The organism is Aeromicrobium sp. P2_G6, from assembly GCF_056403535.1.
Genome location: NZ_JBFUFH010000004.1, coordinates 50394 through 77387, shown reverse-complemented (window position 1 = coordinate 77387; position 26994 = coordinate 50394). Strand labels below are relative to the sequence as shown.

General features: G+C 67.5%; 39 protein-coding genes. 21 read left to right on the top strand and 18 right to left on the bottom strand.

Annotated elements, in window-relative coordinates; all coding sequences use genetic code 11:
• The first annotated feature begins 2 nt into the window (after positions 1 to 2).
• The 3 genes from AC1DVU_RS13720 to AC1DVU_RS13710 are packed head-to-tail and all read left to right on the top strand — an operon-like array spanning position 3 to position 1878.
• Positions 3 to 638, top strand: coding sequence for a hypothetical protein (locus AC1DVU_RS13720; RefSeq protein ID WP_476923013.1), 636 nt, complete (start codon positions 3 to 5; stop codon positions 636 to 638).
• A complete protein-coding gene (locus AC1DVU_RS13715) occupies positions 635 to 1234 on the top strand; it encodes a hypothetical protein (RefSeq protein WP_476923012.1) in 600 nt (199 codons plus the stop codon). The genes AC1DVU_RS13720 and AC1DVU_RS13715 overlap by 4 nt, the downstream gene beginning before the upstream one ends.
• Positions 1231 to 1878: a hypothetical protein gene (locus tag AC1DVU_RS13710; RefSeq protein ID WP_476923011.1), complete on the top strand. Its 648-nt coding sequence runs from the start codon at positions 1231 to 1233 to the stop codon at positions 1876 to 1878. The genes AC1DVU_RS13715 and AC1DVU_RS13710 overlap by 4 nt, the downstream gene beginning before the upstream one ends.
• On the opposite strand, the gene AC1DVU_RS13705 is transcribed toward AC1DVU_RS13710, so the two are convergent.
• From AC1DVU_RS13705 to sigK, 3 genes are read right to left on the bottom strand one after another with little or no spacing between them, the layout of a single operon-like run.
• Positions 1867 to 3126 carry a hypothetical protein gene (locus AC1DVU_RS13705; RefSeq protein WP_476923010.1) on the bottom strand — a complete coding sequence of 420 codons (1260 nt, stop codon included), beginning with the start codon at positions 3124 to 3126 and terminating at the stop codon, positions 1867 to 1869. The two genes, AC1DVU_RS13710 and AC1DVU_RS13705, sit on opposite strands and share 12 nt — an antisense overlap.
• Positions 3127 to 3164: 38 nt before the next feature.
• Complete coding sequence (locus AC1DVU_RS13700; protein WP_476923009.1) at positions 3165 to 3866, bottom strand: anti-sigma factor; 702 nt, start codon at positions 3864 to 3866, stop codon at positions 3165 to 3167.
• Positions 3863 to 4459 (bottom strand): ECF RNA polymerase sigma factor SigK, encoded by a 597-nt coding sequence (sigK, locus tag AC1DVU_RS13695; protein WP_476923008.1) that lies wholly within the window; start codon positions 4457 to 4459, stop codon positions 3863 to 3865. The genes AC1DVU_RS13700 and sigK overlap by 4 nt, the downstream gene beginning before the upstream one ends.
• Before the next feature lie 154 nt (positions 4460 to 4613).
• Between sigK and AC1DVU_RS13690 the strand changes: the two genes are divergently transcribed.
• The 5 genes from AC1DVU_RS13690 (at position 4614) to AC1DVU_RS13670 (ending at position 7185) form a co-directional block, all read left to right on the top strand.
• Positions 4614 to 5375, top strand: coding sequence for a maleylpyruvate isomerase family mycothiol-dependent enzyme (locus AC1DVU_RS13690; RefSeq protein WP_476923007.1), 762 nt, complete (start codon positions 4614 to 4616; stop codon positions 5373 to 5375).
• Positions 5291 to 5899, top strand: a complete 609-nt coding sequence (locus AC1DVU_RS13685) for an alpha/beta hydrolase (protein ID WP_476923377.1) — start codon at positions 5291 to 5293, stop codon at positions 5897 to 5899. The genes AC1DVU_RS13690 and AC1DVU_RS13685 overlap by 85 nt, the downstream gene beginning before the upstream one ends.
• Positions 5896 to 6261, top strand: a complete 366-nt coding sequence (locus AC1DVU_RS13680) for a hypothetical protein (RefSeq protein ID WP_476923006.1) — start codon at positions 5896 to 5898, stop codon at positions 6259 to 6261. Before AC1DVU_RS13685 ends, AC1DVU_RS13680 begins: the two co-directional genes overlap by 4 nt.
• On the top strand, positions 6254 to 6643 hold the full coding sequence (locus AC1DVU_RS13675; RefSeq protein ID WP_476923005.1) for a hypothetical protein: 390 nt from the start codon (positions 6254 to 6256) through the stop codon (positions 6641 to 6643). Before AC1DVU_RS13680 ends, AC1DVU_RS13675 begins: the two co-directional genes overlap by 8 nt.
• Positions 6644 to 6729: 86 nt before the next feature.
• Positions 6730 to 7185 carry an SRPBCC family protein gene (locus AC1DVU_RS13670; protein WP_476923004.1) on the top strand — a complete coding sequence of 152 codons (456 nt, stop codon included), beginning with the start codon at positions 6730 to 6732 and terminating at the stop codon, positions 7183 to 7185.
• Positions 7186 to 7264: 79 nt separating this feature from the next.
• On the opposite strand, the gene cobA is transcribed toward AC1DVU_RS13670, so the two are convergent.
• Genes cobA through AC1DVU_RS13650 form a run of 4 tightly spaced genes read right to left on the bottom strand, consistent with a single transcriptional unit; the run spans position 7265 to position 11523 of the window.
• On the bottom strand, positions 7265 to 8473 hold the full coding sequence (gene cobA, locus AC1DVU_RS13665; RefSeq protein WP_476923003.1) for a uroporphyrinogen-III C-methyltransferase: 1209 nt from the start codon (positions 8471 to 8473) through the stop codon (positions 7265 to 7267).
• Complete coding sequence (locus AC1DVU_RS13660) at positions 8470 to 9780, bottom strand: sulfate adenylyltransferase subunit 1 (RefSeq protein WP_476923002.1); 1311 nt, start codon at positions 9778 to 9780, stop codon at positions 8470 to 8472. Before AC1DVU_RS13660 ends, cobA begins: the two co-directional genes overlap by 4 nt.
• Positions 9780 to 10691, bottom strand: coding sequence for a sulfate adenylyltransferase subunit CysD (gene cysD / locus AC1DVU_RS13655; protein ID WP_476923001.1), 912 nt, complete (start codon positions 10689 to 10691; stop codon positions 9780 to 9782). Before cysD ends, AC1DVU_RS13660 begins: the two co-directional genes overlap by 1 nt.
• A gap of 34 nt (positions 10692 to 10725) precedes the next feature.
• Positions 10726 to 11523, bottom strand: a complete 798-nt coding sequence (locus tag AC1DVU_RS13650) for a phosphoadenylyl-sulfate reductase (protein WP_476923000.1) — start codon at positions 11521 to 11523, stop codon at positions 10726 to 10728.
• Positions 11524 to 11727: 204 nt separating this feature from the next.
• Here AC1DVU_RS13650 and AC1DVU_RS13645 point away from each other — a divergent pair, with 204 nt between their 5' ends.
• The 4 genes from AC1DVU_RS13645 to AC1DVU_RS13630 all read left to right on the top strand — a co-directional run bounded on the left by AC1DVU_RS13645 (position 11728) and on the right by AC1DVU_RS13630 (position 13675).
• Positions 11728 to 11871, top strand: a complete 144-nt coding sequence (locus tag AC1DVU_RS13645; RefSeq protein ID WP_476922999.1) for a GPGG-motif small membrane protein — start codon at positions 11728 to 11730, stop codon at positions 11869 to 11871.
• Between the two features lie 73 nt (positions 11872 to 11944).
• Complete coding sequence (locus AC1DVU_RS13640) at positions 11945 to 12568, top strand: L-threonylcarbamoyladenylate synthase (protein ID WP_476922998.1); 624 nt, start codon at positions 11945 to 11947, stop codon at positions 12566 to 12568.
• A gap of 31 nt (positions 12569 to 12599) precedes the next feature.
• Positions 12600 to 13280 carry an alpha/beta fold hydrolase gene (locus tag AC1DVU_RS13635; protein WP_476922997.1) on the top strand — a complete coding sequence of 227 codons (681 nt, stop codon included), beginning with the start codon at positions 12600 to 12602 and terminating at the stop codon, positions 13278 to 13280.
• 20 nt (positions 13281 to 13300) lie between these two features.
• Complete coding sequence (locus tag AC1DVU_RS13630) at positions 13301 to 13675, top strand: VOC family protein (protein WP_476922996.1); 375 nt, start codon at positions 13301 to 13303, stop codon at positions 13673 to 13675.
• Between the two features lie 3 nt (positions 13676 to 13678).
• Here the strand turns inward: AC1DVU_RS13630 and AC1DVU_RS13625 are convergent, their stop codons facing one another.
• Genes AC1DVU_RS13625 through AC1DVU_RS13605 form a run of 5 tightly spaced genes read right to left on the bottom strand, consistent with a single transcriptional unit; the run spans position 13679 to position 17690 of the window.
• On the bottom strand, positions 13679 to 14857 hold the full coding sequence (locus AC1DVU_RS13625; protein WP_476922995.1) for an MFS transporter: 1179 nt from the start codon (positions 14855 to 14857) through the stop codon (positions 13679 to 13681).
• A gap of 29 nt (positions 14858 to 14886) precedes the next feature.
• On the bottom strand, positions 14887 to 15432 hold the full coding sequence (locus tag AC1DVU_RS13620) for an N-acetyltransferase family protein (RefSeq protein WP_476922994.1): 546 nt from the start codon (positions 15430 to 15432) through the stop codon (positions 14887 to 14889).
• 40 nt (positions 15433 to 15472) lie between these two features.
• Entirely contained in the window at positions 15473 to 16408 is a 936-nt protein-coding gene (locus AC1DVU_RS13615; RefSeq protein WP_476922993.1) for a DNA-3-methyladenine glycosylase family protein, read from the bottom strand.
• A 33-nt stretch (positions 16409 to 16441) separates the two neighbouring features.
• Complete coding sequence (locus AC1DVU_RS13610; RefSeq protein WP_476922992.1) at positions 16442 to 17053, bottom strand: DnaJ family domain-containing protein; 612 nt, start codon at positions 17051 to 17053, stop codon at positions 16442 to 16444.
• A 31-nt stretch (positions 17054 to 17084) separates the two neighbouring features.
• The gene (locus AC1DVU_RS13605) at positions 17085 to 17690 is read right to left on the bottom strand and encodes a class I SAM-dependent methyltransferase (protein ID WP_476922991.1); all 606 of its coding nucleotides are present in this window, start codon (positions 17688 to 17690) and stop codon (positions 17085 to 17087) included.
• A 132-nt stretch (positions 17691 to 17822) separates the two neighbouring features.
• Here AC1DVU_RS13605 and AC1DVU_RS13600 point away from each other — a divergent pair, with 132 nt between their 5' ends.
• The 3 genes from AC1DVU_RS13600 to AC1DVU_RS13590 all read left to right on the top strand — a co-directional run bounded on the left by AC1DVU_RS13600 (position 17823) and on the right by AC1DVU_RS13590 (position 19659).
• Entirely contained in the window at positions 17823 to 18059 is a 237-nt protein-coding gene (locus AC1DVU_RS13600; RefSeq protein ID WP_476922990.1) for a hypothetical protein, read from the top strand.
• A gap of 158 nt (positions 18060 to 18217) precedes the next feature.
• On the top strand, positions 18218 to 19462 hold the full coding sequence (locus AC1DVU_RS13595) for a cytochrome P450 (protein WP_476922989.1): 1245 nt from the start codon (positions 18218 to 18220) through the stop codon (positions 19460 to 19462).
• Entirely contained in the window at positions 19459 to 19659 is a 201-nt protein-coding gene (locus AC1DVU_RS13590) for a ferredoxin (RefSeq protein WP_476922988.1), read from the top strand. The genes AC1DVU_RS13595 and AC1DVU_RS13590 overlap by 4 nt, the downstream gene beginning before the upstream one ends.
• 12 nt (positions 19660 to 19671) lie before the next feature.
• Here AC1DVU_RS13590 and AC1DVU_RS13585 read toward each other — a convergent pair whose 3' ends face one another.
• The 3 genes from AC1DVU_RS13585 to AC1DVU_RS13575 form a co-directional block, all read right to left on the bottom strand.
• On the bottom strand, positions 19672 to 20172 hold the full coding sequence (locus AC1DVU_RS13585) for a COG4315 family predicted lipoprotein (RefSeq protein WP_476922987.1): 501 nt from the start codon (positions 20170 to 20172) through the stop codon (positions 19672 to 19674).
• Between the two features lie 39 nt (positions 20173 to 20211).
• Positions 20212 to 20589 (bottom strand): hypothetical protein, encoded by a 378-nt coding sequence (locus tag AC1DVU_RS13580; protein WP_476922986.1) that lies wholly within the window; start codon positions 20587 to 20589, stop codon positions 20212 to 20214.
• An 89-nt stretch (positions 20590 to 20678) separates the two neighbouring features.
• Positions 20679 to 21131, bottom strand: coding sequence for an Hsp20/alpha crystallin family protein (locus AC1DVU_RS13575; protein ID WP_476922985.1), 453 nt, complete (start codon positions 21129 to 21131; stop codon positions 20679 to 20681).
• A gap of 202 nt (positions 21132 to 21333) precedes the next feature.
• Here AC1DVU_RS13575 and AC1DVU_RS13570 point away from each other — a divergent pair, with 202 nt between their 5' ends.
• The 3 genes from AC1DVU_RS13570 to AC1DVU_RS13560 are packed head-to-tail and all read left to right on the top strand — an operon-like array spanning position 21334 to position 22642.
• Entirely contained in the window at positions 21334 to 21798 is a 465-nt protein-coding gene (locus AC1DVU_RS13570) for an SRPBCC domain-containing protein (RefSeq protein ID WP_476922984.1), read from the top strand.
• Positions 21795 to 22139 (top strand): ArsR/SmtB family transcription factor, encoded by a 345-nt coding sequence (locus tag AC1DVU_RS13565; protein ID WP_476922983.1) that lies wholly within the window; start codon positions 21795 to 21797, stop codon positions 22137 to 22139. Before AC1DVU_RS13570 ends, AC1DVU_RS13565 begins: the two co-directional genes overlap by 4 nt.
• A 44-nt stretch (positions 22140 to 22183) precedes the next feature.
• Positions 22184 to 22642 carry an SRPBCC family protein gene (locus tag AC1DVU_RS13560; protein WP_476922982.1) on the top strand — a complete coding sequence of 153 codons (459 nt, stop codon included), beginning with the start codon at positions 22184 to 22186 and terminating at the stop codon, positions 22640 to 22642.
• A 29-nt stretch (positions 22643 to 22671) separates the two neighbouring features.
• Here AC1DVU_RS13560 and AC1DVU_RS13555 read toward each other — a convergent pair whose 3' ends face one another.
• Positions 22672 to 23403: a VOC family protein gene (locus AC1DVU_RS13555; protein ID WP_476922981.1), complete on the bottom strand. Its 732-nt coding sequence runs from the start codon at positions 23401 to 23403 to the stop codon at positions 22672 to 22674.
• Positions 23404 to 23815: 412 nt separating this feature from the next.
• On the opposite strand from AC1DVU_RS13555, the gene AC1DVU_RS13550 reads away from it, so the two are divergent.
• The 3 genes from AC1DVU_RS13550 (at position 23816) to AC1DVU_RS13540 (ending at position 25792) form a co-directional block, all read left to right on the top strand.
• Complete coding sequence (locus AC1DVU_RS13550) at positions 23816 to 24217, top strand: hypothetical protein (RefSeq protein ID WP_476922980.1); 402 nt, start codon at positions 23816 to 23818, stop codon at positions 24215 to 24217.
• A gap of 59 nt (positions 24218 to 24276) precedes the next feature.
• Entirely contained in the window at positions 24277 to 24840 is a 564-nt protein-coding gene (locus AC1DVU_RS13545; protein WP_476922979.1) for a hypothetical protein, read from the top strand.
• A gap of 154 nt (positions 24841 to 24994) precedes the next feature.
• Positions 24995 to 25792 carry an alpha/beta fold hydrolase gene (locus AC1DVU_RS13540; RefSeq protein WP_476922978.1) on the top strand — a complete coding sequence of 266 codons (798 nt, stop codon included), beginning with the start codon at positions 24995 to 24997 and terminating at the stop codon, positions 25790 to 25792.
• Between the two features lie 2 nt (positions 25793 to 25794).
• Here AC1DVU_RS13540 and AC1DVU_RS13535 read toward each other — a convergent pair whose 3' ends face one another.
• Complete coding sequence (locus AC1DVU_RS13535; RefSeq protein WP_476922977.1) at positions 25795 to 26433, bottom strand: LysE family translocator; 639 nt, start codon at positions 26431 to 26433, stop codon at positions 25795 to 25797.
• Between the two features lie 57 nt (positions 26434 to 26490).
• Positions 26491 to 26961, bottom strand: coding sequence for a hypothetical protein (locus tag AC1DVU_RS13530; RefSeq protein WP_476922976.1), 471 nt, complete (start codon positions 26959 to 26961; stop codon positions 26491 to 26493).
• Positions 26962 to 26994 lie beyond the last annotated feature (33 nt).

Genomic DNA, 26994 nt, shown 5'->3' with positions numbered 1-26994 from the left:
CCATGTCGGGGGAGGGATGGCGTCACCATGTGGCGTCCTGGTGGGCTGCGCGCAGCATCCGTCAGATGCTCCTGATCGCAGGCGCCGCCGTGCTGCTGGTCTCAGGTCTCTTCGGTGGTTTGCGTGACGCACCGGTCGAGGCCGCCGAGCCCCTGGTGGTCGGACGCGCGCACCAGGCCGCACCCTTCACGTTGACCGTCGAGCGGGCACGGTGGACGAGCGACCTTGGTGACATCGGCAAGACCGAGCGCGGCCGCTACCTCATCGTGATCGTCAAGGTCCGCACCGACGTCGATCGATCCGTTGACCTCTCGATTCTCCAGGAGGCGGTCGCGTTGAAAGGCCTCGCCGGGACGTACGCGGCCATGGGTGGCGACAAGATCGTGCCGAGTGAGAAGGCCAAGCCGTCGGTCTACGTGCTCGCCGACGGCACCAGGATGTCGGCGTTGACTCCGGGGCTGACATACGAGCTCGCGTACGTATGGGAGCAGGGCAAGGACGCGCCGCTGCCAGCGGAGCTGAGGGTGGCATCCCGCTCGCACACCTGGCGGCAGAGCTCGCTGGACGACCAGATGAACTGGTTCGACGAGACGATCGACGCCGTCGGCACCGTGGCACTGTCCAAGGCGGCGCCGTGAGGTGGCCGGTCCCGCGCCGCGCTCAGCTCGGCACAGGTGCGCTGGTCATTGCCGCGCTCTCGCTCGGGCAGGTGCTGGTCGAGCACCTGCCGTCTGTCGAGCGGGCAGGACGCCCCTTCGAGCACCGCATCGCGATCGGTGAGTCGATCGCGATGCGACCCGGAAAGCTCACCGTGACCAAGGTCGACGGTGCGCGTTCGGTTCAGCCTGAGCTGGGCGATCGACTGGTCTCACCCGGCGTCATTGTCGTGGTCACGTTCGACTTCACCCCCGCTGTCCCGGAGACGAGCATCACCTACGGTGAGCTGCGGGATTCCGATGCCAGGATCACGGCCATCAGTGTGTTCGGTCCGCGGAGTGCCATCAACTGCCCTCGGCCACCCGTGGGCATCACGTCGCACTGCACGGCGATCCTCGAGGCAGACCCGGCCACCTTGGCCGGCGCGCGGCTCGCGCTTGCACCCACCGCCATCGATCCGCGGTTCGACGACATGGCAGTGGTGGACCTCGACATCACGGATCGTGAGGCGAAGACATGGAAGCACCGCAGCGGACCCCTCGACATCCCGGCTCCGGCAGTGGCAGGCATGTCATGAGGTCCTCCTGGAGCAACCGCAAGGCGCTCGCCCTGCTCCCCGTGGCCGTGATCACGGCCGTGCTCGCGAGCAGCTCGCGCATCGAGGACTACTGGTGGGGCAAAGGCCTGCACGACGAGTCCGCGGCAGGCTCATCTGGGGTCGTCCACTTCAAGGACGAGTACGACGACGGCTACCTGAAGTACCCCATCGCCGCAGACATCTCCCTCGAGTCGGTGGAGCCGGTCACGGCGATCGAGGGCCATCTCGGGAAGCCTGAGCCCGTGACGGCGCCCGAGGGTGCCATGGTCTGGCGCGTTGACCTGAGGTTCGAGGCCGATCCTGATGTCGTGCTGAACGGCTGCAAGATCGCGATCGTTGACGCCAAGGGCACACGCTACGATGCCGAATCCCGTCAGTTCGAGTCGCTCGGAGTGACCCCGATCCACACCTGCGTACCGGACGAGACCCCCGGACCGCAGCCAACGATCGGCAGCACGGAGGCTCCGAAGGTGGCCGAGGGCGAGGCGCCACGACCCAGGTCGTACGAGTCAGTGGCCTACGTCGTCACGCCGACCGGTGCCAAGCCGGAGTCCGTCCGGGTGTGGTGGTTCCCGCCGACGTATGCCGAGCTGCCGATCGACGCAGCCGCCTCACGCAGCTGAGGTGGCCGCCTCGGCGGCGAGGTGCTCGTCGCGTCGCCGGACCACCCGGTCGATCGCGGCGCCGAGGAGACCGACCAGCAACAGGCTGTAGACCGCGTCGGCGAGGATGTCGAGATAGGGCGACACGGCCAGGGCCGTGTCACGGTCGAGTGGCCCGACCACGAGCCGCCACGCCTCACCCACCAGAACGCCGGACTGGCTCGCGACGATGAACACCAGGCAGAACAGCAGCATCGGCACCAGGCCCCCGATCACGATGAGCCGCAGGCCGTCACCGAGGCCGCGAAACCGCCCACGCAGGTCGGCGGTGGCCTCGGCACCGATCCGGCGCACGGGGGCAGGGATGCGGGCMACCGGCCGCAGGAGCGGAGAGGCCGGCCTCGTCGGACGAGGCACGTCGATGCGCCGGCCGAGCGCGACGGCGCCGACCGTGAGCCAGGCGATCGGGATGACCACGATGCCATCGGCGTCCCCGATGACGTCACCCAGCCAGTGCGCGACCGATCGCAGCGGGTCGCCGATCGGCCCTACCGCGTCCGTCAGGGTCGCCCAGCGGTCCTCGATCCACGCCACGAACCGCCGGTCCGTGACCCACGTCCAGACGCGGTCCTGGTAGTTGGTGAACTGGCGCGCGATCAGGAACAGCCACAGCACCTCGACGTACGCGGCGAGCAACCCCCACGTCGTGTGACGCGACGGAAGGTCGAGCTTGTCGATCGCGAAACGAAGGACGAGCGCCACGGCCACGATGCCGACCATCAGCGCGCCGTCGGCGACGATCGCCCGGCCAGTGTCGGCGGAGTCGCCGTAGAACGCTCCCGCGCTGCCGAAGATCTCGTCGTACGACGCCGCGTTGACGAACAGCCGGACGTCCTCCTTGAGGTATCCCTGGGCTGCATACACCGTGAGGAACGGGATCAGCGTGCTCGCGAGGAGACCGAGCCATGGTGTCGTGGCCGGCTCAGGACCCGCCTCGCCGCCGAACGACGCCGACGTGAGGGATGTCGACACGACTCGCAGCATCAAGATGATGGCCGTCAGCGTCGCCATGGGGGCCAGCGGCAGCATTAAGCCCGCCACGGTCGGGTTGTGCGCGCTGACCTCGACGGAAGCCCACAGCACGCCGTTGCGGACTGTCGAGCCGAACAGGTAGATCACCAGCAGCGTGGGCGCATGGCGCACCACGAGCCGCAAGCCGTTGATGACGACCGCCAGCGCGTCGCCGAGAGCCCCCCGAACGTTGTCCACGGGGACGATCCTAGGGGTGTGACCCGCGAATATGTCGGTCAGATCGGGATCGTGGCGACGGGGGCCGTCGTGGGCTGCTTTGACCCGCCCTCGGGCTCGACGGTGACTGCGACCCTGTCGGCCGCCGTGATGCCCTTCATGATCATGTCGCCGCTGCGCTTGAACGTGCCCTGATCGATCGGGCCGGAGCTGTCGACGAGCCAGACCTGGTAGACCTTCCCCGCGCCGGGGTCGGGAAGCCGGTTCGCGAAGATCACCGCGGTGTCCTTTGAGGGCGACATCACCATGCGGACGTTGCCGCCGGTCGGGAAGGACTTCTCCACCGACTGCGCGTCCTCTGCGCTGAGCACTCGGGTGATCGCCTCGACCTGCGCGTGCTCGTCAGCAGCGCGATCACGCTCGACGACATACCCACCGACGCCGACGGCGCCGATCACGAACGCCGCCGCGACTGCGAGGCGTGGGAGCGTACGCCGCAGGCCGCGGCGCTGCGCCAGTGACGTGACGACGGGGCGCTCCTGCGGGACCGTGGTGATCTCGTCCAGGAGTCGTGTGCGCAGGCCCGTCGGCGGAGCCTGGCTGACGGCCTCGCCGAGGCGTGCCGCAGTGGCCTGGAAGCCGGCGAGCTCGGCCTGACACGTGGTGCAGTCCTCGAGGTGCTCCTCAAAGCGCACGCGCTCCTCGGCGTCGATGGCGTCGAGGGCGTACGGCGCCAGGAGGGAGTGCAGGTCGGCGGTCATGCTTCGACTCCCATGCAGTCGCGCAGCCGGACGATTCCGTCGCGCATTCGGGTCTTGATCGTGGCCGGATTGGCTTCGAGAACGTCGGCGACCTCGCCGTACGTGTAGCCCTGGTAGTACGCCAGGTTGACGGCCTCGCGCTGGAGGTCGGTGAGACCGTCGAGGCAGCGACGCACCTGCTCGTGCTCGAGGCTGATCGTGACGGTTTCCTCGACCTCGTCGAAGTCGGGGCCACTGGTCCAGTCGTACTTGTTCTCCCGGTTGGCTGCCGCCTGGTCGTGGCGGACGGCATCCACGGCGCGTCGATGCGCGAGGGTCAGCACCCAGCTCTTGGCGCTGCCGCGCTGCGGATCGAACCGGACCGCGGTCTGCCAGACCTGGATGAAGACCTCCTGCGAGATCTCCTCGGCCCGCGCAGGGTCTCGGATGACCCGGCGGGCGAGCCCGTGCACGGCTGACGCCAGCGCGTCGTAGACCGCGGCGAACGCGGCTTCGTCCCCGCGGGCGACCCGACCCAGGAGCTCTCCAAGGTCAGAGGTGGGGTCTGGCAGGTCACTGCCTGCGAACCCCAGCCTTGCTGCGCGTGCCGACACGTGTGTCTCCCGTCCTGAGAACCTTCCACGGGTCATTCGGCGCCGCCTCGCTCGGGGATGGGTCGATCGGCCGGAAATTTTCGGGTATGCCTGAGGCTTCATGCTAGCCGCGGGCGGCTCCGGCGGCCGGGATCAGCGTCGGTAGGTTCGTGCCGTGACTCAGCGCAACCTTGACCTGCTCGAGACTGTCCTGACGACCACCCTTCGTATCGTCGAAGGACTCGAGCCGAACGACCTGTCCCGCGAGACTCCGTGCGACGAGTTCGATGTGCGCCGGCTGCTCGAGCACGTCATCGGCTGGCAGCTGGTGACCGGTGCCTGCGCAGCCGACCTCGAGCCGCCGCTGTCCGACGGTTCGCCCACCTATCGCGCGTCGTCGGACGTTGGGGGTGACCTGCGGAGCGCGTCGGCCGATCTGCTCGCCAACCTGCGGAAGCGCCCTGAGGCGACGATCACCATGCCGTACCGCGGGGTGACGTCTGTCGACATCGTGCATGCAGAGCTCGTCGCTGAGGCAGTCATCCATACCTGGGACCTTGGGGCGGCCGTCAGCGTCAGCGTCGAGTTCGACGACGATGTGGTGAGCGCGGCGCACGAGGGACTGTCACTGCTGCTCGGCGAGTCGTTCGCGGAGATGGGCTTCCGATCGCCAGGCCAGGCGACGCGAGCGCCAGCGAGCTCGTACGCCTGTTGGAACGCAGCGGACGTACGCCCGCCGAGTGGATCGCTGGGTGACGTTTCCCTGTGCGCTAGTTGTGGCGGCATGCCAGCATCGATGCCATGGCAGGGCCACGACTTGACCGCTTCAGCACGCCGGACTCGCCTCGCGCGATCGTTCTGCTGCTGCACGGCGGCCAGGAGCACAGCGTCGAGCCGGTTGAGAACAAGCACGCAAGCTGGTGGCGGATGGCGCTGATGGCGCGATCGCTGCGCCGGTTCGCGCGGAAGGCCGGATTCAGCGTGAACCTGCTGCAATACGGCCAGCGAGGCTGGAACTCGCAGAGCGATCCTGCACCCGTACGCGATGCGCGCTGGGCGCTCGAACAGCTGACGGCGGAGCACCCCGGCGTGCCGGTCGTGCTCGTCGGCCACTCGATGGGTGGCCGGACTGCATGCCGTGCCGCTGACGACGCCGCCGTGGTGGGGGTTGTGGGGCTTGCTCCGTGGCTGCCGGCGACCGAGCCCAACCGATCGATCGCCGGCCGTCACCTGCGCATCCTGCACGGCACGGCCGACCGATGGACCTCGCCGGCTTCCAGCGAGGCGTACGTCGAGCGCAGCCGAGGTGTCGCTGCGAGCGCGTCCTGGACGCCGATGGCCGGTGCAGGGCACTTCATGCTCCGCCGCTTGTCGACGTGGAGACGCTTCGTGGAAGACTCGGTCACGGAGATCTTGACCGCCACCTCGCACGAGGAGGCCCCGAACAAAGGCATTGCGTGACCGACCTCGTGGCGTACGTCGTCGCCCTGGCTGCCCTGCTCGTCGGCGGCTTCGCCGGCTGGCACATGGTGCGCCGGCTCCCGTTCAGCAACCCCCTGTTCTACGCCGTTGCCGCGCTCGAGGTCCTGCTGATCGCTTTGCTGGTCGGAGGCTCGATCGCACTCGGGTCAACCGATCGAGACGTCGACGGTGTGCTGTTCGTGTCCTACCTCGTGACGATCGTCGTGATCCCGCCCGCTGCGGTGCTGTGGGGCATCGCCGAGAAGTCCCGATGGGGGACCGGTGTCGTGGTGGTCGCGATGCTGACGGTCGCCGTGCTGTGCGTGCGCCTGCTCGGCATCTGGAAGAACGCGTATGTCTGACACCTCGCACGGCTTCGGACGGGTCCTCGTCGCGATCTACGCGGTGTTCGCCCTCGCCGCATCGGCCCGTTCGATCTTCCAGCTCGCGACGAAGGCCGGCGATGCCCCGTTCGCGTACTCGATGTCGGCGTTCGCCGGGCTGGTCTACGTCGTCGCCACGATCGCCCTGGCCCGCAGCATGCGCGGCCTCGCGCTCGTGACGATCAGCATCGAGCTCGTCGGCGTGCTGGTCACCGGGGTGCTGTCGCTCGTCGACGACTCGCTGTTCCCGGACCAGACGGTGTGGTCGGGCTTCGGCGAGGGCTACGGCTTCGTGCCGCTCGTGCTGCCACTCGTGGGACTCTGGTGGCTCCGGCGGACGGCGTCGTCAGGGCAGAGTTAAGGCCCTACGCACTCATACCGCGTAGGGCCAGATCCATTCAATCCCGGGAGTCACTCGAGCCCCGGTAGCGACACGGAGAACAGTGCATGAATTCGGACTACGTGCTCGTCTCGCGGTGGCGGGTCCACCGCGACCGCGAGTCGCTGTGGGACGTGCTCGAGGCGCTCCTCGAGACGTCGGATCCATTGCCGTGGTGGCCATCCGTGCAGGTCACCGCGTATGACGGCGACAACCTCGACCTCCGGGCTGCCAGCGGGCTGGGGTATTCCGTGACGTTCCGGCTCGCCAACCTCCAGTCGTCCCGGCCGGAGCGCCTGTCGTTCACCTCAGAAGGTGATCTGCGGGGGAGTGGCGAGGTGAGGTTCCTCGAGCTGACCGCCGACAGCTCGGAGATGGACATCGACTGGCGGGTCGCAACGGACCGTCGCTGGATGCGCTGGACGGCCTGGATCCTGCGCCCTGTGTTCGTCGTCGGCCACCACATCGTCATGCGTCAGGGCGAGAAGCACCTCAACGCATGGCTGCACGCCCAGCGCGACTGATCGCCGGCGCACCCGTGGGAGTGACGACTTGCAGGCGACACGCCGATGAAAACCTGCAAGTCGTCACTCTCAGCGGGGGCTAGGCGCGGGGCCAGGCGGGGGACAGCGTGACGACGTCGCCGAGGATCGTGATGGCCGGCGGTTCGGCGCCGACGGCCTCAGCGCGTTCGGCAATCGTCGCGAGCGTCCCGACGGTGACGCGTTGCCCCTCGCTGTAGCCGCTCTCGACGAGGGCAGCCGGCGTCTCGGGGTCGTGACCTGCGGCAATGAGCTCGGTGGCGGTCTCGGCGAGGCGCTTGACGCCCATCAGCATCACGATGGTGTGGGCACGGTTGCGCGGCAGGTCGGCCAGCGACTCGTGACCCGTGACGACCGTGAAGCCGCGGGACACCCCGCGATGCGTGACAGGTATGCCGGCGGCGGCGGCCACCGAGATCGCACTCGTGACACCGGGCACGACCTCGACCGGGATGCCAGCCTCCTGGCAGGCGATGAGCTCCTCGCCGCCGCGGCCGAACACGTACGGGTCGCCGCCCTTGAGCCGGACGACGATCTTGCCCTGCTTGGCGCGGTCGACCAGGATCGCGTTGATCTCATTCTGGGGGATGGGGTGGTGGTCAGGCTTCTTGCCGACGTCGATGACCTCGACATCCGGCGGCAGCTCGGCGAGCACGCCGTGGGGTGCAAGCCGGTCGATGACGACGACATCCGCCTCGGCGAGCAGCCGCCGGCCGCGGGTCGTGAGCAGGCCGGGGTCGCCGGGTCCGCCGCCGACGAGAGCCACGAACCCGTCGGGGTGGTGCGTGCGGTGGCGCAGCGGAAGCTCGCCAGACTGCAGAGCGGCCGCCACACCGTCGCGCAGTGCTGCGGCCCGACCTGCGTCACCCCCACCACTGATCGCGACCGTGACATCGTCGACGCGCGCGACAGCCGGAGACCAGGCGGTCGCATGATCGGGGTCGCCGCCCTTGAGGCACCAGATCTGGCCGGCCTCGGCGTCATCGGCGACCTGTCCGTCGACGGCGGGATCGGCGGTCGCGGTCTGCACCAGCCACGCACCGTCGAGGTCGCCGGACTGGTACGTCCGCTGGATCCACTCGACCTCGCCGCGGTCGATCGAGGAGGCGAGCGAGTCGGAGACGACGGGCGCGATCACGACGACGTGAGCACCCGCGTCGAGGAGTGCGAGGGTACGACGCGTGGCGACGTGTCCACCGCCGACGACGACCACCTTGCGGCCGGTCACCCGCAGGGTCAGCGGGAAGCTTCCGTGCGCACTCGAACTCATACGAGAAGGGTAGTGTCGCCGATCGCTTCCATCGCCGCCTTGGTGTCGAGGAGCGCATCGCCGACCATGCCGGCAGCGAGCGTGCCGCCGTCCTGGGCGTCGATCAGCAGGAACGCACCGGTGCCGCGCGCATGGATGTACTCCTCGGCGGGGATCGGAGCGGCGAGCCGGAGCTTGACGTGCCCGATGTCGTTGAGTCCCAGCGAGTCGGCCGGGAGCAGCCGCGCGTTGTCGAGGTCGAGCTTGCCGCCGATGGCCTTGACCATTGCCTGGACCGTGCGCGTCCCGTGCTTGAGCAGCACCTTCGTGCTTGGCACCAGCGAACCCTCGGCGAGCCAGGCGATCGTCCCGTCGATGTCCTGGGTGACTGGAGGGACGCTGCGCGACGTGACGAGCAGGTCGCCACGGGAGATGTCGATGTCGTCGGCGAGTCGCAGGGTCACGGACTGAGGCGCGAACGCCTCGGCGAGCTCCTCGCCTGCGAAGTCGATGCCGGTGACGGTGCTCGTACGACCGCTGGGCTGCACCGTGACGGCGTCGCCGACGCGGACCAGCCCAGAGGCGATCTGTCCCGCGTAGCCGCGGTAGTCGCGGAACTCCTCGCCGGCCGCCGACTGGGGCCGGATCACGAGCTGGACGGGGAAGCGCAGCGGCTCGGAGTGGGGAGAGCCAACCGGCGAGAGCTGTTCGAGGTAGGCGAGCAGGCTGGGTCCGTCGTACCACGGCGTACGGTCTGAGCGGTCGACGACGTTGTCGCCGTCGAGTGCCGAGACCGGGATCGTGGCGACGTCGTAGAGGCCGAGGCTGCGGGCCGACTCGAGGACCTCGTCGGACACGCGGTTGTAGGTCTCCTCGTCGAAGTCGACGAGATCGATCTTGTTGACGACGACGATGACGTGGGGGACACGCAGCAGCGAGGCGACGGCCAGGTGGCGGCGGGTCTGCTCCTGGATGCCGTGGCGTACGTCGACCAGCAGCACGACGACGTCGGCGGTGCTCGCACCCGTCACGGTGTTGCGGGTGTACTGCACGTGGCCAGGGCAGTCGGCCAGGATGAACGACCGCTCGGCGGTGGCGAAGTAGCGGTAGGCGACGTCGATCGTGATGCCCTGCTCGCGCTCGGAGCGCAGCCCGTCGGTCAGCAGCGCGAGGTCAGCCGATGCGAGCCCGCGGTCGCGACTGACCCGCTCGACGGCGTCGAACTGGTCGGCGAGCACGGACTTCGAGTCGTACAGAAGGCGCCCGACGAGGGTGGACTTACCGTCGTCGACCGAGCCGGCGGTCGCCAGGCGGAGGAGAGTCCTCATCAGAAGTAGCCTTCCTTCTTGCGGTCCTCCATGGCGGCTTCGGATGCCCGATCGTCGGCACGGGTCGCGCCTCGCTCGGTGAGTCGCGTCGCGGCCACCTCGACGATGACGTCCTCGACCGTGACGGCATCGCTCTCGACGGCGCCGGTGCACGACATGTCACCGACGGTGCGATAGCGCACCTGGCGCTTCTCGACGGTCTCGCCCTCGCGGGGCTGCGATACGTCGCTGACGCTGATCAGCATCCCGTCACGCTCGAACACCTCGCGCTGGTGCGCGTAGTAGAGCTCGGGGAGCTGGATGTTCTCGGCGCCGATGTACTGCCAGACGTCGAGCTCGGTCCAGTTGCTGAGCGGGAACACGCGTACGTGCTCACCGGGGCGGTGCTTGCCGTTGTAGAGGTTCCACAGCTCAGGTCGCTGGTTGCGGGGATCCCACTGGCCGAACTCATCGCGCAGGGAGAACACGCGCTCCTTGGCGCGGGCCTTCTCCTCGTCGCGTCGGCCGCCGCCGAACACCGCGTCGAACTTGTGGTTCGTGATGCCGTCCAGCAACGGTTGGGTCTGCAGCTGGTTGCGGGTGCCGTCGCTGCGCTCACGCAGCCGGCCGTCGTCGATGTAGTCCTGCACGCTCGCGACCTCGAGCCGTATGCCGAGCCGTTCGACCGTGGCGTCGCGGAACGCGAGCACCTCGGGGAAGTTGTGCCCGGTGTCGACGTGCATGACCGGGAACGGCACGGGGGCAGGCCAGAACGCCTTGACCGCCAGGTGCAGCATCACGACCGAGTCCTTGCCGCCCGAGAACAGCAGCACGGGCCGCTCGAACTCCGCAGCCACTTCACGGATGATGTGGATCGCCTCTGACTCCAGCCACTCGAGCTGGGTGAGGCGGCGTTCGTCTGTCAGGGTCATCGGTGCCTTGTCGTCGTGCGGTTCTCGTGCAGGGTCAGGCGTGCAGGCCGCACTCGGTCTTGTCGAGGCCGGCCCAGCGACCCGCGCGGGGGTCCTCGCCCGGGGCGACGCGGCGGGTGCACGGCGCGCAGCCGATCGACGGGTAGCCGTCGTTGACCAGCGGGTTGACGATGACGTCGTTGTCATCGGCGTACGCGAGGAGGTCGTCGAACGACCAGGCAGCCAAGGGGTTGACCTTGACCAGCCCGTTCTTGTCGTCCCACGTCACGAAGGGGGTGTTGGCGCGGGTCGGCGCCTCGTCGCGGCGTACGCCGGTGATCCAGACCTCGTAGCCCTGCAGCGTGTCGTGCAGCGGCTCGACCTTGCGCATCTGGCAGCACAGCGCCGGGTCGCGCTCGTAGAGCTTCTCGCCGAACTCGGCGTCCTGCTCCGCGACGCTGCGTCGCGGCTTGACGTCGACGATCGAGAGCTGCATCGAGGACTCCACCGCGTCACGCGTGCCGATCGTCTCGGCGAAGTGATAGCCGGTCTCGAGGAACAGCGTGTCGACCCAGGGGAGGTGCTGGGCGACGACGTGCGGGAGGACGGCATCGGCCATCGAGCACGCGACGGCGGCGCGATAGCCGAACTCCTCGGCGACCCAGGCGAGAACCTCGGCCGCATCGGACTCGGCGAAGCGCTGCTCGGCGGCTTCGGCGATCGCCTTGAGCTCCTCGTTCGTACGTCGAGGGGCCAGGAGTGACTCGCGTGAGGCAAGGTGCGCGGTGCGCTCCTCGTCGTGGGCGATCTGCTGCTGGCGCCGTTCGGCAAGGGTGAGAACCGCGGGGGCCATGCTGCTCACCTCTTCCAGGATGTCGAACGCTGCGTCGTCCAGAATAGGTCGGCCCTGAGCGGCGTCCCAGCACGTGGCGAACTGTCCGCATGACGGAACGCATTCAGGTGACGCACGTCACATGAGACGTGATTGAAAGTCGTACGGAGGGGGTAGTCCTCTCTGCGGTGGCCACCGTCACCACTGATTAGAGGGAGAACACCCATGGCGTTCATCTTGTGGATCATCGCAGTCATCATCGCGATCTACGGAATCCTGCGTCTGGTCCGCGGCGACATCTTGTGGGGCATCATCCTGCTGGTTGTCGCAGCACTTGTCGGGCCCGGGGGTTACAGCATCTTCAGCTGACTCAGGCGAAGGGCCGCGCACCAGGTGCGCGGCCCTTCGTCATGTCCGGGGCTTTCGTCGTACGCTCCCCTTTATGGCGCGCTTCATCGAGATCCATCCCGACAACCCACAGCAGCGATCCGTCGACCAGGCGGCAGCGGTGATCCAGGACGGGGGGCTCATCGCCTACCCGACCGACTCAGGCTTCGCCCTCGGCGCCCAGCTCGGCAACAAGGACGCCCTCGAGCGCATCCGGACGATCCGCCAGCTCGACGACAAGCACCACTTCACGCTCATGTGCAAGGACTTCGCACAGTTGGGCCAGTTCGTGCACGTCGACAACGCGATCTTCAGAGCGGTCAAGGCCGCGACGCCGGGTCCCTACACGTTCATCCTGCCGGCGACCCGCGAGGTGCCCCGGCGGCTGCTGCACCAGAAGAAGAAGACGGTCGGCGTACGCATTCCGGACAGCAAGATCGTCACGTCGCTGCTGACCGCCCTCGGTGAGCCCATGCTCTCGACGACGCTGATCCTGCCCGGCAGCGTCGAGCCGATGACGACGGCCTGGGAGATCGCCGAGGTCCTCGACGGCCAGGTCGACGCGGTCGTCGAGTCGGGCGCGGACGTCATCGCCGAGCCGACCACGGTCATCGACTTCTCCGACGGCTTCGCCGAGGTCGTACGCGTCGGCGCGGGCGATCCCTCGCCGTTCGAATAGCCGCAGATCGCGAGGGGCATACGATCGGCGCATGAGCTCGCCGACGTATGTGTTGGTCCCGGGTGCAGGCGGAATGGCGTCCTTCTGGGGGCCTGTGCGCCGTGAGCTCGAGGCACGCGGCCACAGCAGCATCGCCGTCGACCTTCCGGCCGATGACGCCACCAAGGGTCTGCCCGACTACGTCGACATCGTCGTTGACGCGGCCGCCGGTCTGGACGATGTGGTGCTGGTGGGCCAGTCATTGGGCGGCTTCAGCGCATCCTGGGCGGCCGCTCGGCTACCGACGTCGCGAATCGTGCTGCTCAACGCCATGATCCCGCTGCCGGGGGAGACGTCGGGCGAGTGGTGGGACGCCACCGGTTCGTCCGAGGCAATGCGCAACAACGACATCCGTGAAGGTCGCGACCCTGACGCGAACTTCGACCTCGAGACGTACTTCCTGCACGACGTACCGGCCGACGTGCTCGCGGCTCTCGGCGACGAGCGTGAGCAGAGCGAGGCCGTGTTCGTCGCGCCATGGGGTCTCGACGCCTGGCCGGACATCCCCACGACGGTGCTGGCGGCGCAGGACGACCGGTTCTTTCCGTTCGGGTTCCAGCAGCGTGTGGCTCGTGAGCGGTTGGGCCTGGAAGCGGTCAAGGTGCCTGGCGGACACCTCGCCGCGCTGAGCGATCCTGCCGAGGTCGCCGACGCCATCGTCTCTGCAAGCTGACGACTACGAAAGGTCTCATCATGGTCACGTGCGGCACACCGTTCAGCGGATTCTCCGTCTCCGACATCCCGGCCGCCAAGGCGTTCTACAGCGATGTCGTCGGGCTGCCGGTCGAGGACGCACCTGGCGACGCGTTGAGCCTCGATCTCGGCGACGACCACCACGTCTTCATCTATCCCAAGGGTGCGGCGCACACACCGGCGAGCTTCACGGTGCTCAACCTTCCGGTTGACGATGTGAGTGCAGCAGTTCGCGAGCTCACGGTCCGTGGAGCGGTGTTCGAGCGCTACGAAGGCATGCCGCAGGACGAGCTGGGCGTCATGAAGGGCAACGGCCCCGACATCGCGTGGTTCACGGACCCTTCGGGCAACGTCATCTCGGTCGTCGCTGCCTGAGCATCAGGCGCTGACCGGCACCCGACGCTGCGACAGCAACACCAGGGGCGCCGTGATCGCGATCATCAGGACGCCCACCAGCATGAGCTGCTCGGGCGACATCACGTTGAGCGCCAGTGTGCTGAGCAACGGTGCTGCGAACCCCACGTAGGTGAGGCTGTAGAACACCGCGTTGAGCGTGCCGAGGTCGTCCGGGTGGGCCAGGCCCTCGACCGTCGTGAGCCCCCCGACCAGGATCAGTCCGTACGCCGTTCCGAGCAGCATCGCCGCTGGTAGGACGAGCCAGCTGGCGCCGGACGCAGCGAGGAGCAGGCCTGTGAGGAGGCCCGCAGCGGCGGCCGCCAGTCCGGACCCGATGATGAGCCGGGGGTCGTGGAGCCGCTTGCCCAGCGGTTGCACTGCGACGCCGGTCCACAGGGTGAGGCCGGTCAGCGCGCCGGTCACGGCGACAGGCGCGAACCCGATGTCGGCGAACGTCGGAATCGTCGCGAAGCTCGTCGCTGCGGCACCGAACACCCACGGTGCGGTGAGCGTGATGCCGAGCAGGAACGGGCGAGAACGCACTGCACGCCACACCTCCGACCTGCGACGACGCTCGTCCTTGCTCCTCGGCACGAACGGTTCCGGAGCATGCCAGGCGAGCCACATGACGCCCAACATCAGCACGAGGTGAGGCACGTACGGCAGGACGGTCGGACCGGGAAGCCACTGTCCGAAGACGCCTGCGACCAAGGGCCCTGATCCGAACCCGGCCGACAGGGCAAGCGTGGCGCGCCGGGCCCCGGTGCCAGGAGGGCCGTCGGCGGACAGCTCCTTGACCCACGCGCTGCCCGGCGCGAACGCAGCGCCCGAGGCGATGCCTGCTACGAGTCGCCCGAGCAGGAGGACCGCGATGTTGTCACCACCGACGAGGAGGATTACGGTCGCGACGAACGACAGCACCAGCACGGGACGCATGACCCTGCGGCGACCGATGCGGTCCGAGATCGGCGCGACGATCAACAGCGCCGGGATGAGGCCGAGGGCGTACGCCCCGAACAATGCGGTCACCGCCTCGCTCGAGGCGCCTTCCTCTTCGCGGTAGACCAGCAGCATTGCCGCGAACTGGTTGGCGCCCCAGCCCACGGCGAACAACGCTGCGGCCACTCGCAACCACGCGGGAACACGGGTCGTCAGGGGCACCGCTTCACTGTAGGGGCGGGTGCGGACAGTCAAGCTGCGCGGGCGGCGAGGTCCAGGCCGTACAGCGCCTTCGCACCGTCGATCTCCGGCACGAGGACCTGCCATCCGCGGCCTCCATAGAGGCGGGCCGCCGCACCCTCGTCCGGCGTGGTGGCCAGCAGCGCCTTTTCCTGCGGCAGGCCATCGACGAGGTGGTCATGCAGCAGCCCGGCGATCCCTTGGCCCCGGTGGGCCGGATCGACCACGATGTCGACCAGCTCGAAGTGGTCACCGACCCAGTCCTCGACGATGTGCGCCGGGGCCGTTCCGGAAAGCCAGTCGCTCCAGAACTGACCGTGCTTGCCGGTGAACCCGTAGGCGTATCCGGAGATCTCGCCGTCCGTTGTTGCGAGGACCATGCGGAAGCCGGCGCGTCGCGAGTGGCGCCTGATCGTCGACCTGACGAAGTTGTCGGCGTCGAGCTGGCTCTCGGGGAGGCTGGGGTCGCCGTAGGCCGCACGGTAGATCGCGGCGAGCGCCGCCCGGATGTCGGCGTCGATCTGCTTGCGGGTCAGGGCCTGAACAGTCGTCGTCATGACACCTTGCAACCGGGTGCGGAGCGCATTCATTCCGAAGTCAGATGTGACGATGGTCGACCCGGGGCATGCGAGCGCCGCGTCGCTCACGCGTGGCGAGCGGGCTGAGCTGCACCAGGCGTACGACACGGAAGCGGTGCGGGCGCCACGGCTCGAGCAGCTCGGCCAGCTCGGCATCGTCGAGCGGTCGGCCGATGAGTGCGGAGCCGATGTCCTTGGCGACGTGATAGTCGCCGAACGGGACAGCGTCGGCATCGCCGAGGGCGCGGCCGCCGACCTCGGCCGCGGTCCACACGCCGACCCCCGGGATGCTGCGCAAGCCGCGATAGACCGAAGCGTGGTCGTCACGGTGAGTCGTCGCCAGGCGCTCGACCTGGGCGCCGAGGCGGGCGCAGGCCTGGGCTGTCCTGGCACGCTGCGGGTCGACTCCGGCCCGATGCCACTCCCACGACGGGATCGCCGCCCACTGCTCGGCGGACGGGAACACCCGCATGCCTGCAGGTGCTGGCCCGGGCGCGGGCTCGCCGAATCGCACGTGGAGCCGGCGCCATGCGGCAAACGCGTCGAGGCCGACGACTCGCTGCTCGATCACGGCCGCGATCAGCGCCTCGAGGATCCGCCCAGTGCGGGGGACGCGCAGTCCGGGATGTCTGCGAAATGCGTCGGCCAGGATCGGGTGGTCCGGCTCGAATCCAGATGGATCGTCCTCGGCGCCGACCAGCCCGGGCAGGCCATCGAGCAGCTCAGCAGCACCCGGGCCCCAGGCTTCTGCCCGGACCAGCGTCGGCTCGGGTTGCCGCAGGACGTACGTGACGGCGCCACTGGGCATCCGGCTCGTGCGCCACAGGTGGCTGCCGTCGTGCTTGGTCGTCGGGTCACCCTTGCCCTTGCGCAGCATGCTCAATGTCAAGGAGACATTGACGGCGGACTCGAGTCGCAGCTCGCGCGTCATTGAGACCTGCGATGCCATGACCATGTGGCCAGTGTGCCCGTCCCCACCGACGGGGCGTCAGATGAGCCGGCGAAACCGTAGCCTAAGGCGCTCCAGCAGCCGTCGCCACCAGGACGGGGGAGCCGACGCGGCTTCCTCGCGGCGGATCTGCTCCATGACCGCCTTCTGCTGAGCCACCCGGGCAGCGCGGCGTTCGCTCCAACCGGTGATCTCGCGATCGACGTCGCGCAGGGGAGTGATGACAGGAGGGCCGCCCTGGAGCTGACGTCGCGCCTCGACGATCCGGGCGTTGAAGTCCTCGACCACGCGGCGTACGCCGTCGGGTATTGTCTCGCGGTCCAGCGTCTCGTCCATACGCGCGTCCTCGGTGCGGAGGGCCAGCGCCGGAGGGAGGACGCCCGTGATGCGCTCCCGCTCGATGAGCCGCTTGAGCCACCAGTCGGGGTCGTGGGGCGCGTCGAGGTTAGGAATCGGCTTGCCGGTGCCGGGAAGGTTGTCGAAATCGCCGCGGCGCATCGCCTGCTGGACCTGGAGCTCGACCCATTGCGCCTGATTGGAGAGCCGCTTCTCCCGTGCCTCGGCCGCGCCCTGTTCGTCGTCGTCCACCGCTGCCGCTTCGGCCTCGAGGCGCACCCCGTATTCATGCCTCTTGCGGTCGCGGGCACTCATCGGGATCACTCCTTGAGGTCGTGCGTCAAGCCTAACCGGCACGCCTCAGCAGCACGACGCCGTCGGCCAGCGACCTGAGCTCGCCATGATGCACAGCGGTACGTTCGCGGACCTCGGAGACGACGACCTGCCAGTCGTCGGCGAACAGGCTGACGATCTCGTCGGTCGTGAAGAGCCGTTCGGGGTGGTCCTTGCCAATGTGCTCGGACGGGTAGTGCCCGACCACCAGCAGGTGGCCGCCGGGCCGGACGGCTTCGCCGAGCCCCCGATACGCCTGCGTGCGCGGCGGCTCGGGGAGGTGGAAGAACTGGGCCGACACCACGTCGTACGACCTGGGCGCCGGGGGAGCGGCGACGAGATCGGCTCGCTCGAACGAGACCGTCACCCCTGCCGCCGCGGCGTGGGCACGGGCACGATCGAGCGCGATCTCGGAGATGTCGACCGCCGTCACGTGCCAGCCCTGCTGCGCGAGCCACACCGCGTCGGCACCCTCGCCACAGCCGACATCCAGCGCGGTGCCGGGCGTCAATGCGCTCACCTCGGCGACCAACTGCGTGTTCGGCTCGCCGCTCCACACGGAGTCGCGCTCGGCGTACATCGCGTCCCACTCGGCGGCATCGGACCCGGGAGGTGTCATGCAACGACGCTATCCCGAAGGCGCGAAGCACGACGTGTGGACGTGTGGGCGCTGTGGTTGACTCGGTTGCAGACACGCAGTCACCACGACCCACGAGGCACACCCTTGTCTGACCAACAGCTCATCGAACACATGGACACCCTCCGGGAACGGCTCGACTCCTGGCTGCAGGGCTTGCCCCCAGGGGAGCGGCTCGAGATGCTGGCGACGGTGCATGACTCCTTGCGACAGATGCATCAGATGGTCAAGACCGTGCGCCGCGACACGCTCGTGCAGCTCATCGATCAACGCGGGATCGATCGCGTCAGCGCGGCGCTTGGGGTCAGCGAGGAGCACGTACTGCGTCTCATCGCTCAACGCGTTTCCTGACAGATTCTCGCCATTCACCTGCGGAAACGTCAGTTCTGAAAAGGCTATTGCGGCCACGTGTGAGCCGGGTTACAGTTCAATTCCCGTAACCGAACCGAATTCAGGTTCACCTAGCTCACGGCCACGCATCGCGCGGCAGACGAGGAAGTGAGACCGCGATGACCACTCCGGCTGAAGAGCAGACCGAGATCTCCCAGCGCGTGCCCACCGGCTGCCCTGTCATCCACCTGGACGCCTCGGCGCCCTTGGAGGCCGGCGCGCACTGGGAGAAAGCCAACGAGCTGCGGGAGACCAGCCCGGCGTTCTTCAACACCCACGCCCAGGGCTACTGGGTCTTCACGCGGTACGACGAGGTCCGCGAGATGTACCAGCACCCCGAGATCTTCTCGAGTGAGTCGATCACCCCGTGGGAACCGGATCCGGTCTACCGGTTCGTCCCGACGCAGATCGATCCGCCTGATCACRCCAAGTACCGGCAGCTCATCAGTCGCTGGTTCGCGCCCAACGCGGTCAACCGGATCACCCCCCAGGCACACGAGATCGGCCAGCGCCTCGTCGCGGACCTTGCGCCGAAGGGGGAGTGCGACTTCGTCGCTGACTTCGCGATGCGGCTGCCGACCGAGATCTTCCTGACGATCATCGGCGTGCCGAACTCCGATGCCGACCTGTTCGTCCCGTGGGTCGAGGACTTCTTCGCCGGGTTCGGTGGCGACCTCGAGCAGCAGGCGGCAATGGGTGCCGCACTGGGCGGCATCCGTGGCTACTGGGAGAACGTCCTGGAGGAGCGTCGCAAGGACACCGAGCCCCGCGACGACGATTTCGTCTCGCTCCTGGTCAACTCGGAGGTCGACGACGAGCCACTGGGCGATGCCCTGATCCTCGACATCCTCACCGTCCTGGTCCTCGCTGGGCTCGACACGACGCGCGGACAGCTCGGCTACCTGTTCCGCCACCTCGCCGAGAACCCCGACGACCGTCGCCGGCTGATCGCCGAGCCTGAGCTCATCCCGACCGCGGTGGAGGAGTCGCTGCGGATGTACACGATCATCTTCGGGGACGGCCGCAAGGTGGCACAGGACACCGAGTTTCACGGCTGCCCGTTGAGCAAGGGCGACATGGTCTACGGGCTGGTGTCCGGCGCAAACCGGGACCCACGCGTGTATGAGAACCCCGACGAGTTCGTCGTCGACCGCAAGGCCAACAACCACCTGGGCTTCGCCGGGGGACCGCACCGTTGCCTCGGCGCGCATCTGGCCCGCCGGGTCATGCAGGTCGCCGTCGAGGAATGGCTGAAGGTCATCCCGGAGTTCGAGATCCAAACCGGCGATCCGCTGATGGAGCGTGGTGGCGGCGCCATGATGACGCTGCTCAGCCTGCCGCTCACGTGGGAGGTCCAGTCATGAAGCTGACGGTCGACGTCAACATCTGCAGGGGTCACGGGCGTTGCTACTCGCTCGCCGAAGGCCTGCTCACGTATGACGAGGACGGCTACGTGACACCCCGCGGCCAGGTGATCGATGTGCCGGCCGACCGGGCTGACGACGCCCGCAACGCCGCCGACTCGTGCCCGGAAGGTGCGATCGACCTCATCGAGGACTGAGCCGGTACGCCTTCAGGCACGCTCACCGTTCGGCTTCACGACGTACCAGTTCCCACCGTTCAGGAACACGTCGTGGCACTTCACCTCGCCGGAGCCTTCGTGCGCATAGAAGTAGAGCGGGTGGCCGCCGTACGTCACCTGGGTCGTGCCGTCGGTGCGCTTGGTGGTGCCGAGCAGTGATTGATGCACCGAGTCACCGGCCGCCGGCTCGCCTTCGGTGAGCACCGGCGGCCACGCCTCAGCGCAGTCGCCGTAGCACTTCGGCTCGTCCGTGGTCTCGATGTCGAACAGGTAGATCGCCTGCTTGCGAGTGTCGAAGAGCATCGGGCCGAACGCGCTGCCGGCCACGACGATCTCGGTACCCGGCTCCGCCGTCGGGCTTGCCGGCTCGCTCGGCGTTGCCGCCGTTGTGGTCGTGGGTGCGGTGGTGGCTTTGGCATCGCCGGATGGGTCGTCACCGCAGGCGGCCAGCACGAGACAGGCAACCAGCACCGCGACCGTGCGTCCGCTCATGTCAGCAGTATTGCGCGGCGCCTACGACGGCAACCAGATTCATTGCGACGAAGGCGTGAGCGGAACAGCCGTGGCCCAGGCTTGGGACAGCGCGTCGATGCTGATGGACTTCTCGGTGCCAGGATCCAGGTCCTCCTCGAGGAGCTCGTCCCAGAACGCTCGATGGTCCTCACAGCACAGGACCGCCGTGATCAGGCCGTGAACCGGACGGCGATGATGCGCAGCGGAGACCTGGGCGTACCGCTTCTCGGAATCCAGAGCGCGCCATGCCAGCGCCGTTGGTTCCGGCAGCGTGTTGGCCCACGCCAGCAGTTCGGACGGGTCGTCCACGGAGACGCTGACGTCTCCCACGATGTCCAGGGCCCGGCTGATGCGCAGCAGCACCCCGATCTGGCGCGGGTCATCCGTCGAGTACATGTGTCACACCTCCTCTCCGATCGTCGACTGGGATGGCTGAGCCCTCCGGGTGATACGCCCCGGAGGTGCGTCAGCCCCCCAGTGGTCGGTCAGCCGCCGGTGATCTCGATGCGGCGGCGCCTCTGGCCTTCGTTCTTGTGGAGCGTCAGCCTGAGGACGCCGTCCTTGAGTGAGGCCTCGGTGCTGTCAGGATCAACCTGACCGGGAAGCGTCACGCGGTAGTCGAATTCCCCGGTGCGGCGGGTCTGCCGCACGATGCCGGTGCGCTCGCGCTCCTTGATCTCTCCGTGGATGGAGAGCTCGTTGTCATTGAGCTCGACACTGATGTCCTCGCGCTTGACCTCGGGCAGCTCGGCCTCGACGACGAACGCGTCGTCGGTCTCCTCGATGTCCACCAGTGGCGTCCACGCACCGGCCGACGGGTCACCGCTCTTGAACGTGGACTCGAGCAGTCGCGACATGCGGCTCTGGATCTCATCGAGCTCCCGGAAAGGGTTCCAGGAGGTCAGATCGTTGTTGTCACGTCGCGTGGGCGTTTCCATGTCCAGCTACCTCCTTTCCGCACATCTGTGTGATTGGTGTGACGCGTGGGCGCTCCATCTTGTTCCCAGAATCGCGTGATTCAATCCACGCTTTTGGTTGCAATCAGAGGCGATAATTCTTGCGACGCAACCAATGGTTGCGCACGGCAGCGAGGTGGTGCTACGGTCTTCGCAACCGATGGTTGCATATCAGGAGGAACTCATGGAGTACGCCAGCATCGAACGCGAGATCCACATCGACGCACCGCCGGAGGTGGTGTTCGAGGTGATCACCACGCCCGAGCATGTCCGGGAGTGGTGGAACGCCGAGACGGACGTCCAACCCACGTCTGGTTCGACGGGGGAGCTGGTGTGGGCCGAGGGGGACAACCCGAGATCGCACGTCGTGCCGATGACCGTCGTCGTCGCCGAGCCGCCACGGTTGTTCAGCTTCCGGTGGACGCACGAGGCGGGGGAGAGCGCCGCTGAGGGCAACTCGAACCTGGTGACCTTCGAGCTCGTCCCGTCTGGCACCGGAACGCTGCTCCGACTCAGTGAGACCGGTTTCCGCGAGCGCGGCTGGGAGGCGGCCGTGCTGGAGCACACCTACCTCGACCACGGAGCGGGTTGGGACAACTTCGTCGGCCGCATCAAGGCACACGCCGAGCGGCTGGTCTCGGCGCCATGACGGTCGCCATCGACGACGACCTGTGGTCGGCGATCGGGGACCCCACGAGGCGCCAGATGCTGGACCTGCTCCTGACGAGCAGTGCCGGCACGGCCACGTCGCTGAGCGAGGGGTTGCCGGTGACCCGGCAGGCCGTCGCCAAGCATTTGGCGGTGCTCGACCGCGTCGGCCTGGTCCACGCAACCCAGTCGGGCCGTGAGAAGCGCTACCAGATCGACCAGGCGCAGTTCGCCCGCGCCGTGGCCCAGCTCCACGCCGTGAGCGACACGTGGGACGCGCGTCTGCGCCGGATCAAGCAGATTGCCGAGGCCATCAAGTCCCAGAGCGAAGCCCAGCACTGACCAACGAACCGCGACCGCGGTCGTACCCAACGAAGGAGAGAACCATGGTGGACATCCTGCATCGCGTAGGAATCACGACATCGCAAGAAGCGGTGTACGAAGCGCTGACCACGATCGAAAGGCTGACGGCCTGGTGGACCTCAGACGTCCGCGGCGACGCCGACGCAGGGGGAGTGGTCCAGTTCCGCTTCCGATTCGATGACTCACCGGACCCAGCCGGGTTCGACATGAGCGTCGTGGAGGCCAAGCCGGCCGAGCGTGTGCTCTGGGAGGTTGTCGGCGGGCCGGAGGAGTGGATCGGCACCCACGTCAGCTGGGACCTTCGCACCGAGGGGGACTACACGATCATCATGTTTGCCCACCGCGGATGGCGGGAGCCCGTGGAGTTCATGCACCACTGCAGCACGAAGTGGGCCACGTTCCTGGTGAGCCTGAAGGCATACCTCGAGACGGGTACGGGGGCTCCGGCGCCGCACGAGGAGAGGATCGGGGACTGGCGCTGAGCGGCGCAGGAGTCAAGCGAAGGCAGCGCCTAGCGGGGAGTCAGCACGCAGAACTCATTGCCGTCGGGGTCGGCCATGACTTCCCAGCTGGCGTCGCCTTGACCGATGTCGATGCGCTTCGCCCCGAGCGAGATGAGACGTTCGACCTCCGCCTGCAGATCGCTGCCGGCGGGGGGAGCGATCTCGAGATGTATCCGGTTCTTGCCGGTCTTGGGCGCCACTGGTGGCCCGCCCCAGGACATCTTCGAACCGCCGGACGGTGACTGGATGGCGGTCTCCTCGTCCTGGTCCCACACCAGTGGCCAGCCGAGCGCCTTGCTCCAGAAGTAGCCGACCTCTTGCGAACCGTCGCAGTTGATCGCCCCGATGAATGCGGTGTCGGCCAGGAAGTTGTTGCCCGCCTCGATGACGCAGAACTCGTTGCCCTCGGGGTCTGCGAGTACGACGTGGCCGTCCTCCGGGGTCTGCCCGATGTCGATGTGCTGAGCCCCGAGCTCGAGCGCCCGTGCCACGGTCTCCTGCTGCTGCTCGGGGGATGCGCTGGTGAGATCGAAATGCAGCTGATTCTGGCCGCGCTTCGGCTCCTCGCTGGGGAAGAAGTCGACCCGGTACGCCGTGCCATCGTTCGGCACGAGCTCGAACCCATCGTCTTCGGGCGTCATGTCCCAGCCCAGAAGCCCAGCCCAGAAGCGGGCCAGGCGCTCGGGATCGTGCGCGTCGAAGGTCACCGCGTAGAGGTTGGACGTCATCTGGGTCCCCATCCCTGAAGTGTCGAGCTGCTCGGTCCGTGGGATGGCAAGGCTAGCCGAGCTGTGACGCGAGGCCAATGATCGGCCACGCGGGACGCTTTGGTTTTGTGACATTCCGTCTTCGACGTTGTCACGAATGGGTCGGTGCTGGACACTTCTAGGTATGGGGGAGCTCATGAAGCCGGAGTCGACGCGAATGCGGACGCTTGTTGCAGGCGCACCCCTCATCTGTGTGGCTTCGCTTGCGCTCCTCGCTGCACCATCGGCACAGACGCAGCCGGACGCTGGGAGTGTTGTTCATCTCCGGCCAGCGAGCGCGGGAGTGAGTGGTGATTCCGCAACTGTTTCGGATGTGGTGGCGCTTGCGGTTGCTTCCTCGGTCACGAGCGCACAGCCATCCACCACGCATGGAAGCCCCGTCGCCGTGTCGGGCGTCGTGATGGTCGTGAACGACGACGGCTCTGCGACGCTGTCGGCCACATTCGAGGGCCGGGGCGACGAGCCCCTGGCGCTGAAGTCCGTGCACATCGCGTCGGACGCCGGCGAGCTGGACGTGGCGAGTACGCAGATGTGGCTCCCGATCCTGTCCGGGAAGGAAAGTCGAGCCGGTGACGCCTCAGATGCGGGCGGGTTCGTCGTTCCCGGGGGACTGGACCCGGGCCAGACCGTCCACGTGCAATTCCAGTTCGACAACGAGACGTGCGTGGCGGTTGACGCCCAAGCTGTCCTAAGGAGCTCGACGCACGACGAGGTGTTTCCGACGAACGGTCTGCAGCTGGGCCCGGCCAAGGCCACTTCCGCCAAGCCGGAGTGCGCCGAAGCGTAGCCGTGCCAAGCCCGGCGAATCGATCTCCCACGGGGACGGCGGGCTGACATGATGTCTCAATGCAGAAGCTGACGGCCCGGCGCCGACTGTCCCTGATCATCGCCGTCGCCGTCCTGGCATGCGCTGCGATCCTGTTCGCTCGACACGGTGGCGGAACCCGTCTGGTGACTGACACCCAGGGGTCTGAGTCGGGATCGATATCCATGGCTCCGGCTGTACGTGGGGGAGACCGCTTCTACGTCGCGTACGCCGGCAGCCTGTGCATCGAGCACGGGGGACTGGCGACGATCACGGCCATCGAGCCGCGTGACGCACGCGGTGGCCTGGAGGTGTCGGGTTTCTCGGTCTTCGAGCGCCCTTCGCTCCACGCCATCCCCGGAGCGGCGTTCGGCCGACTGTCCGAGGTGCCCGATTTCCGCGGCGGTGAGTCGGTTGCAAATGGTTGCGGCAAGTCGCCGTTCAAGGAGATCGCGCTCGAGTTCTACAAGCCGGAGGCGAAGGACGCCTATGCATCGGACTTCACCGTTCACTACGTCGCAGATGGCCGGGAACGTACGACCAACATCCGACTCAGCGTCGCGCTGTGCGAAAAGATGGGGTGCGGTCCAGAAGCTGGCTCGTGACTAGGGGGGACCCTTCTCCCGGCAGAATCCATCCTAGTTGACATAATGTGCATTATCGGACAACTGTTGAGCGTTGGTGCTCCTTCTACTCCGGTGCGATCATAGGCCTGACCGACGGCTTGGGGTCCCGCCTGTCAGTGCAGGAGGATCCGACATGCGCAAGAACGCGTTTTTGCTCGTCGCAGCACTGGTTTTGCTCGCTGCTTGCGGAGAAGGCTCGTCTGACGATTCCGACCACAAAAGACGAACCTCAGCATCGCCGTCAGCCGCTGAGCCACGCAGCGGCACATTCTCGCTGTCCACCGGTGAGTCCATCAACTACTGGTGTGACGGCGAAGGCGGCCCGGGCGTGCTGCTGGAGGCCGGCACCGATTCTGGCGGTACGGATGCGTACCCTGCAGAATTCGTCGACCCGCTCATCGCTCAGACGACCGTCTGCACGTACGACCGGCCCGGCACCGGACAGAGCGACCCGCCTCCCAAGAAGCGTCGAACGATGCGCGAGCTGTGCGCGGTCCAGGACGAGGCAGTGGCGAAGCTCGACCTGCCGTCGCCGTACGTGCTCGTCGGCCAGTCTGGTGGAGGCAATCTGAACATTGGTTGCGCGGCCCGGCATCCAGATCGCGTGGCGGCCTTGGTGACGATCGACAGCTATCACGACGACCCCAAGGACCTGAAGGCCGAGGGATTCGTGTGGAACGACAACCCTGAGTTCGTCGACTACGTCGACTACTCCGAGGAGCTGGACACGTTGACGATGCCGATCGGCGACTTCCCTGTGCTCGTGGTCAGCGCCACCCAGGCCGATCCCGGTGGCGAGAAGAACCAGCGCCACTGGCTGGGGCTCTCCCCGCAGTCTCGCCAGGTCTCGGTCGAAGGACCCCACGACCTGCAGGAAGTTGCCCCGGAGCAGGTCGTCGCTGAGATCCTCAAGGATCTTCGCGGCCTCTAGCGTCAGTTGGGCCGGCTGACGGCCATCTTGGCAGCGAAGAATCCGAGCAGGGTGCCAGATGCGAGTCGCTGGGCCTGGAGCACGCGGGCGTGGCTGGCCAGATAGCCCGCGATCGCAGCGGCGGTGAGAACCAGAAGGCCGTTGACGGTGACACCGACCACGATCTGTGCGGTTCCGAGCTGGAGGAACTGCCACCACGTCGCACCCAGTGCGGGATCGACGAACTGAGGGATCAAGGCGGCATACAGCAGCGCGATCTTGGGATTAAGGAGGTTCGTCAGCAGGCCCATGCCAAACAGACGGGTCGCCGAGTGTGGGGCCAGTTCGCGTGGTTCGAATGGCGACCAGCCACCGGGGCGAAGGATCTGCCAGGCCATCCACGCGAGGTAGACGGCACCCAGGGCCTTCACCAGGTGGTACGCCTCAGGCACGGCGACGAAGAGGGCGGACAGACCAGCGGCCGCTGCGACGAGATAGACGACGAATCCGAGCGCAACCCCGGCAAGCGACACGAGCCCGGCGCGCCTCCCCTGCGAGATCGCCCGCGACGTCAGGTAGACCATGTTGGGCCCGGGGATGAGCACCATGCCCAGCTCGAGCAACGCGACCCCCAGCAGCGAGGTGAGCGACACGAGTTCCATACAGCGAAAGTATCGGGCCGAGTGTCGCCTCCCCCAGCCGGGCGACGACTGCCCTGCTCAGCCTTCGACTCGGTCTGCGGCATCATCCATCAGCTTCGGCATCGCCTGGCGATGCACGATCGACCACATCGTCCAGGTCGTCGAGCCGAGGCCGCTGACGTACTTGATGAACGTCGTCACGGACAGGAGTCCGTTCGCGGTGCTCACGATGATCTGGCCGATCAACCGCTTCCCCTCGGCCTCAAGACGGATCCAGTCCTCACCTTGCTCTGCGACTCGCCAGCCGGCGACGGTTCCCGGGACCTTGGGTGGTGCGAGCTCGAGGCGGAGAACCCGGCCGAAGATGAATCGTCCACGGGCGCCAAGAATCTCCTCGTACATCACCCGCGCCCACCTCTCAGGCGTCGCTTCGCTTGCGGATGCGAGGCCGTACATGTCGACGTAGTCCGGTCCGCTCATGGTGCTGAGCGAGCGGACGTCCGCAGGCACCTCGTCGATGCCCACGGCCCTCGTCACTGGACGGCCCATACATAGACGATACGAGGATTTTCGACCGGTGGA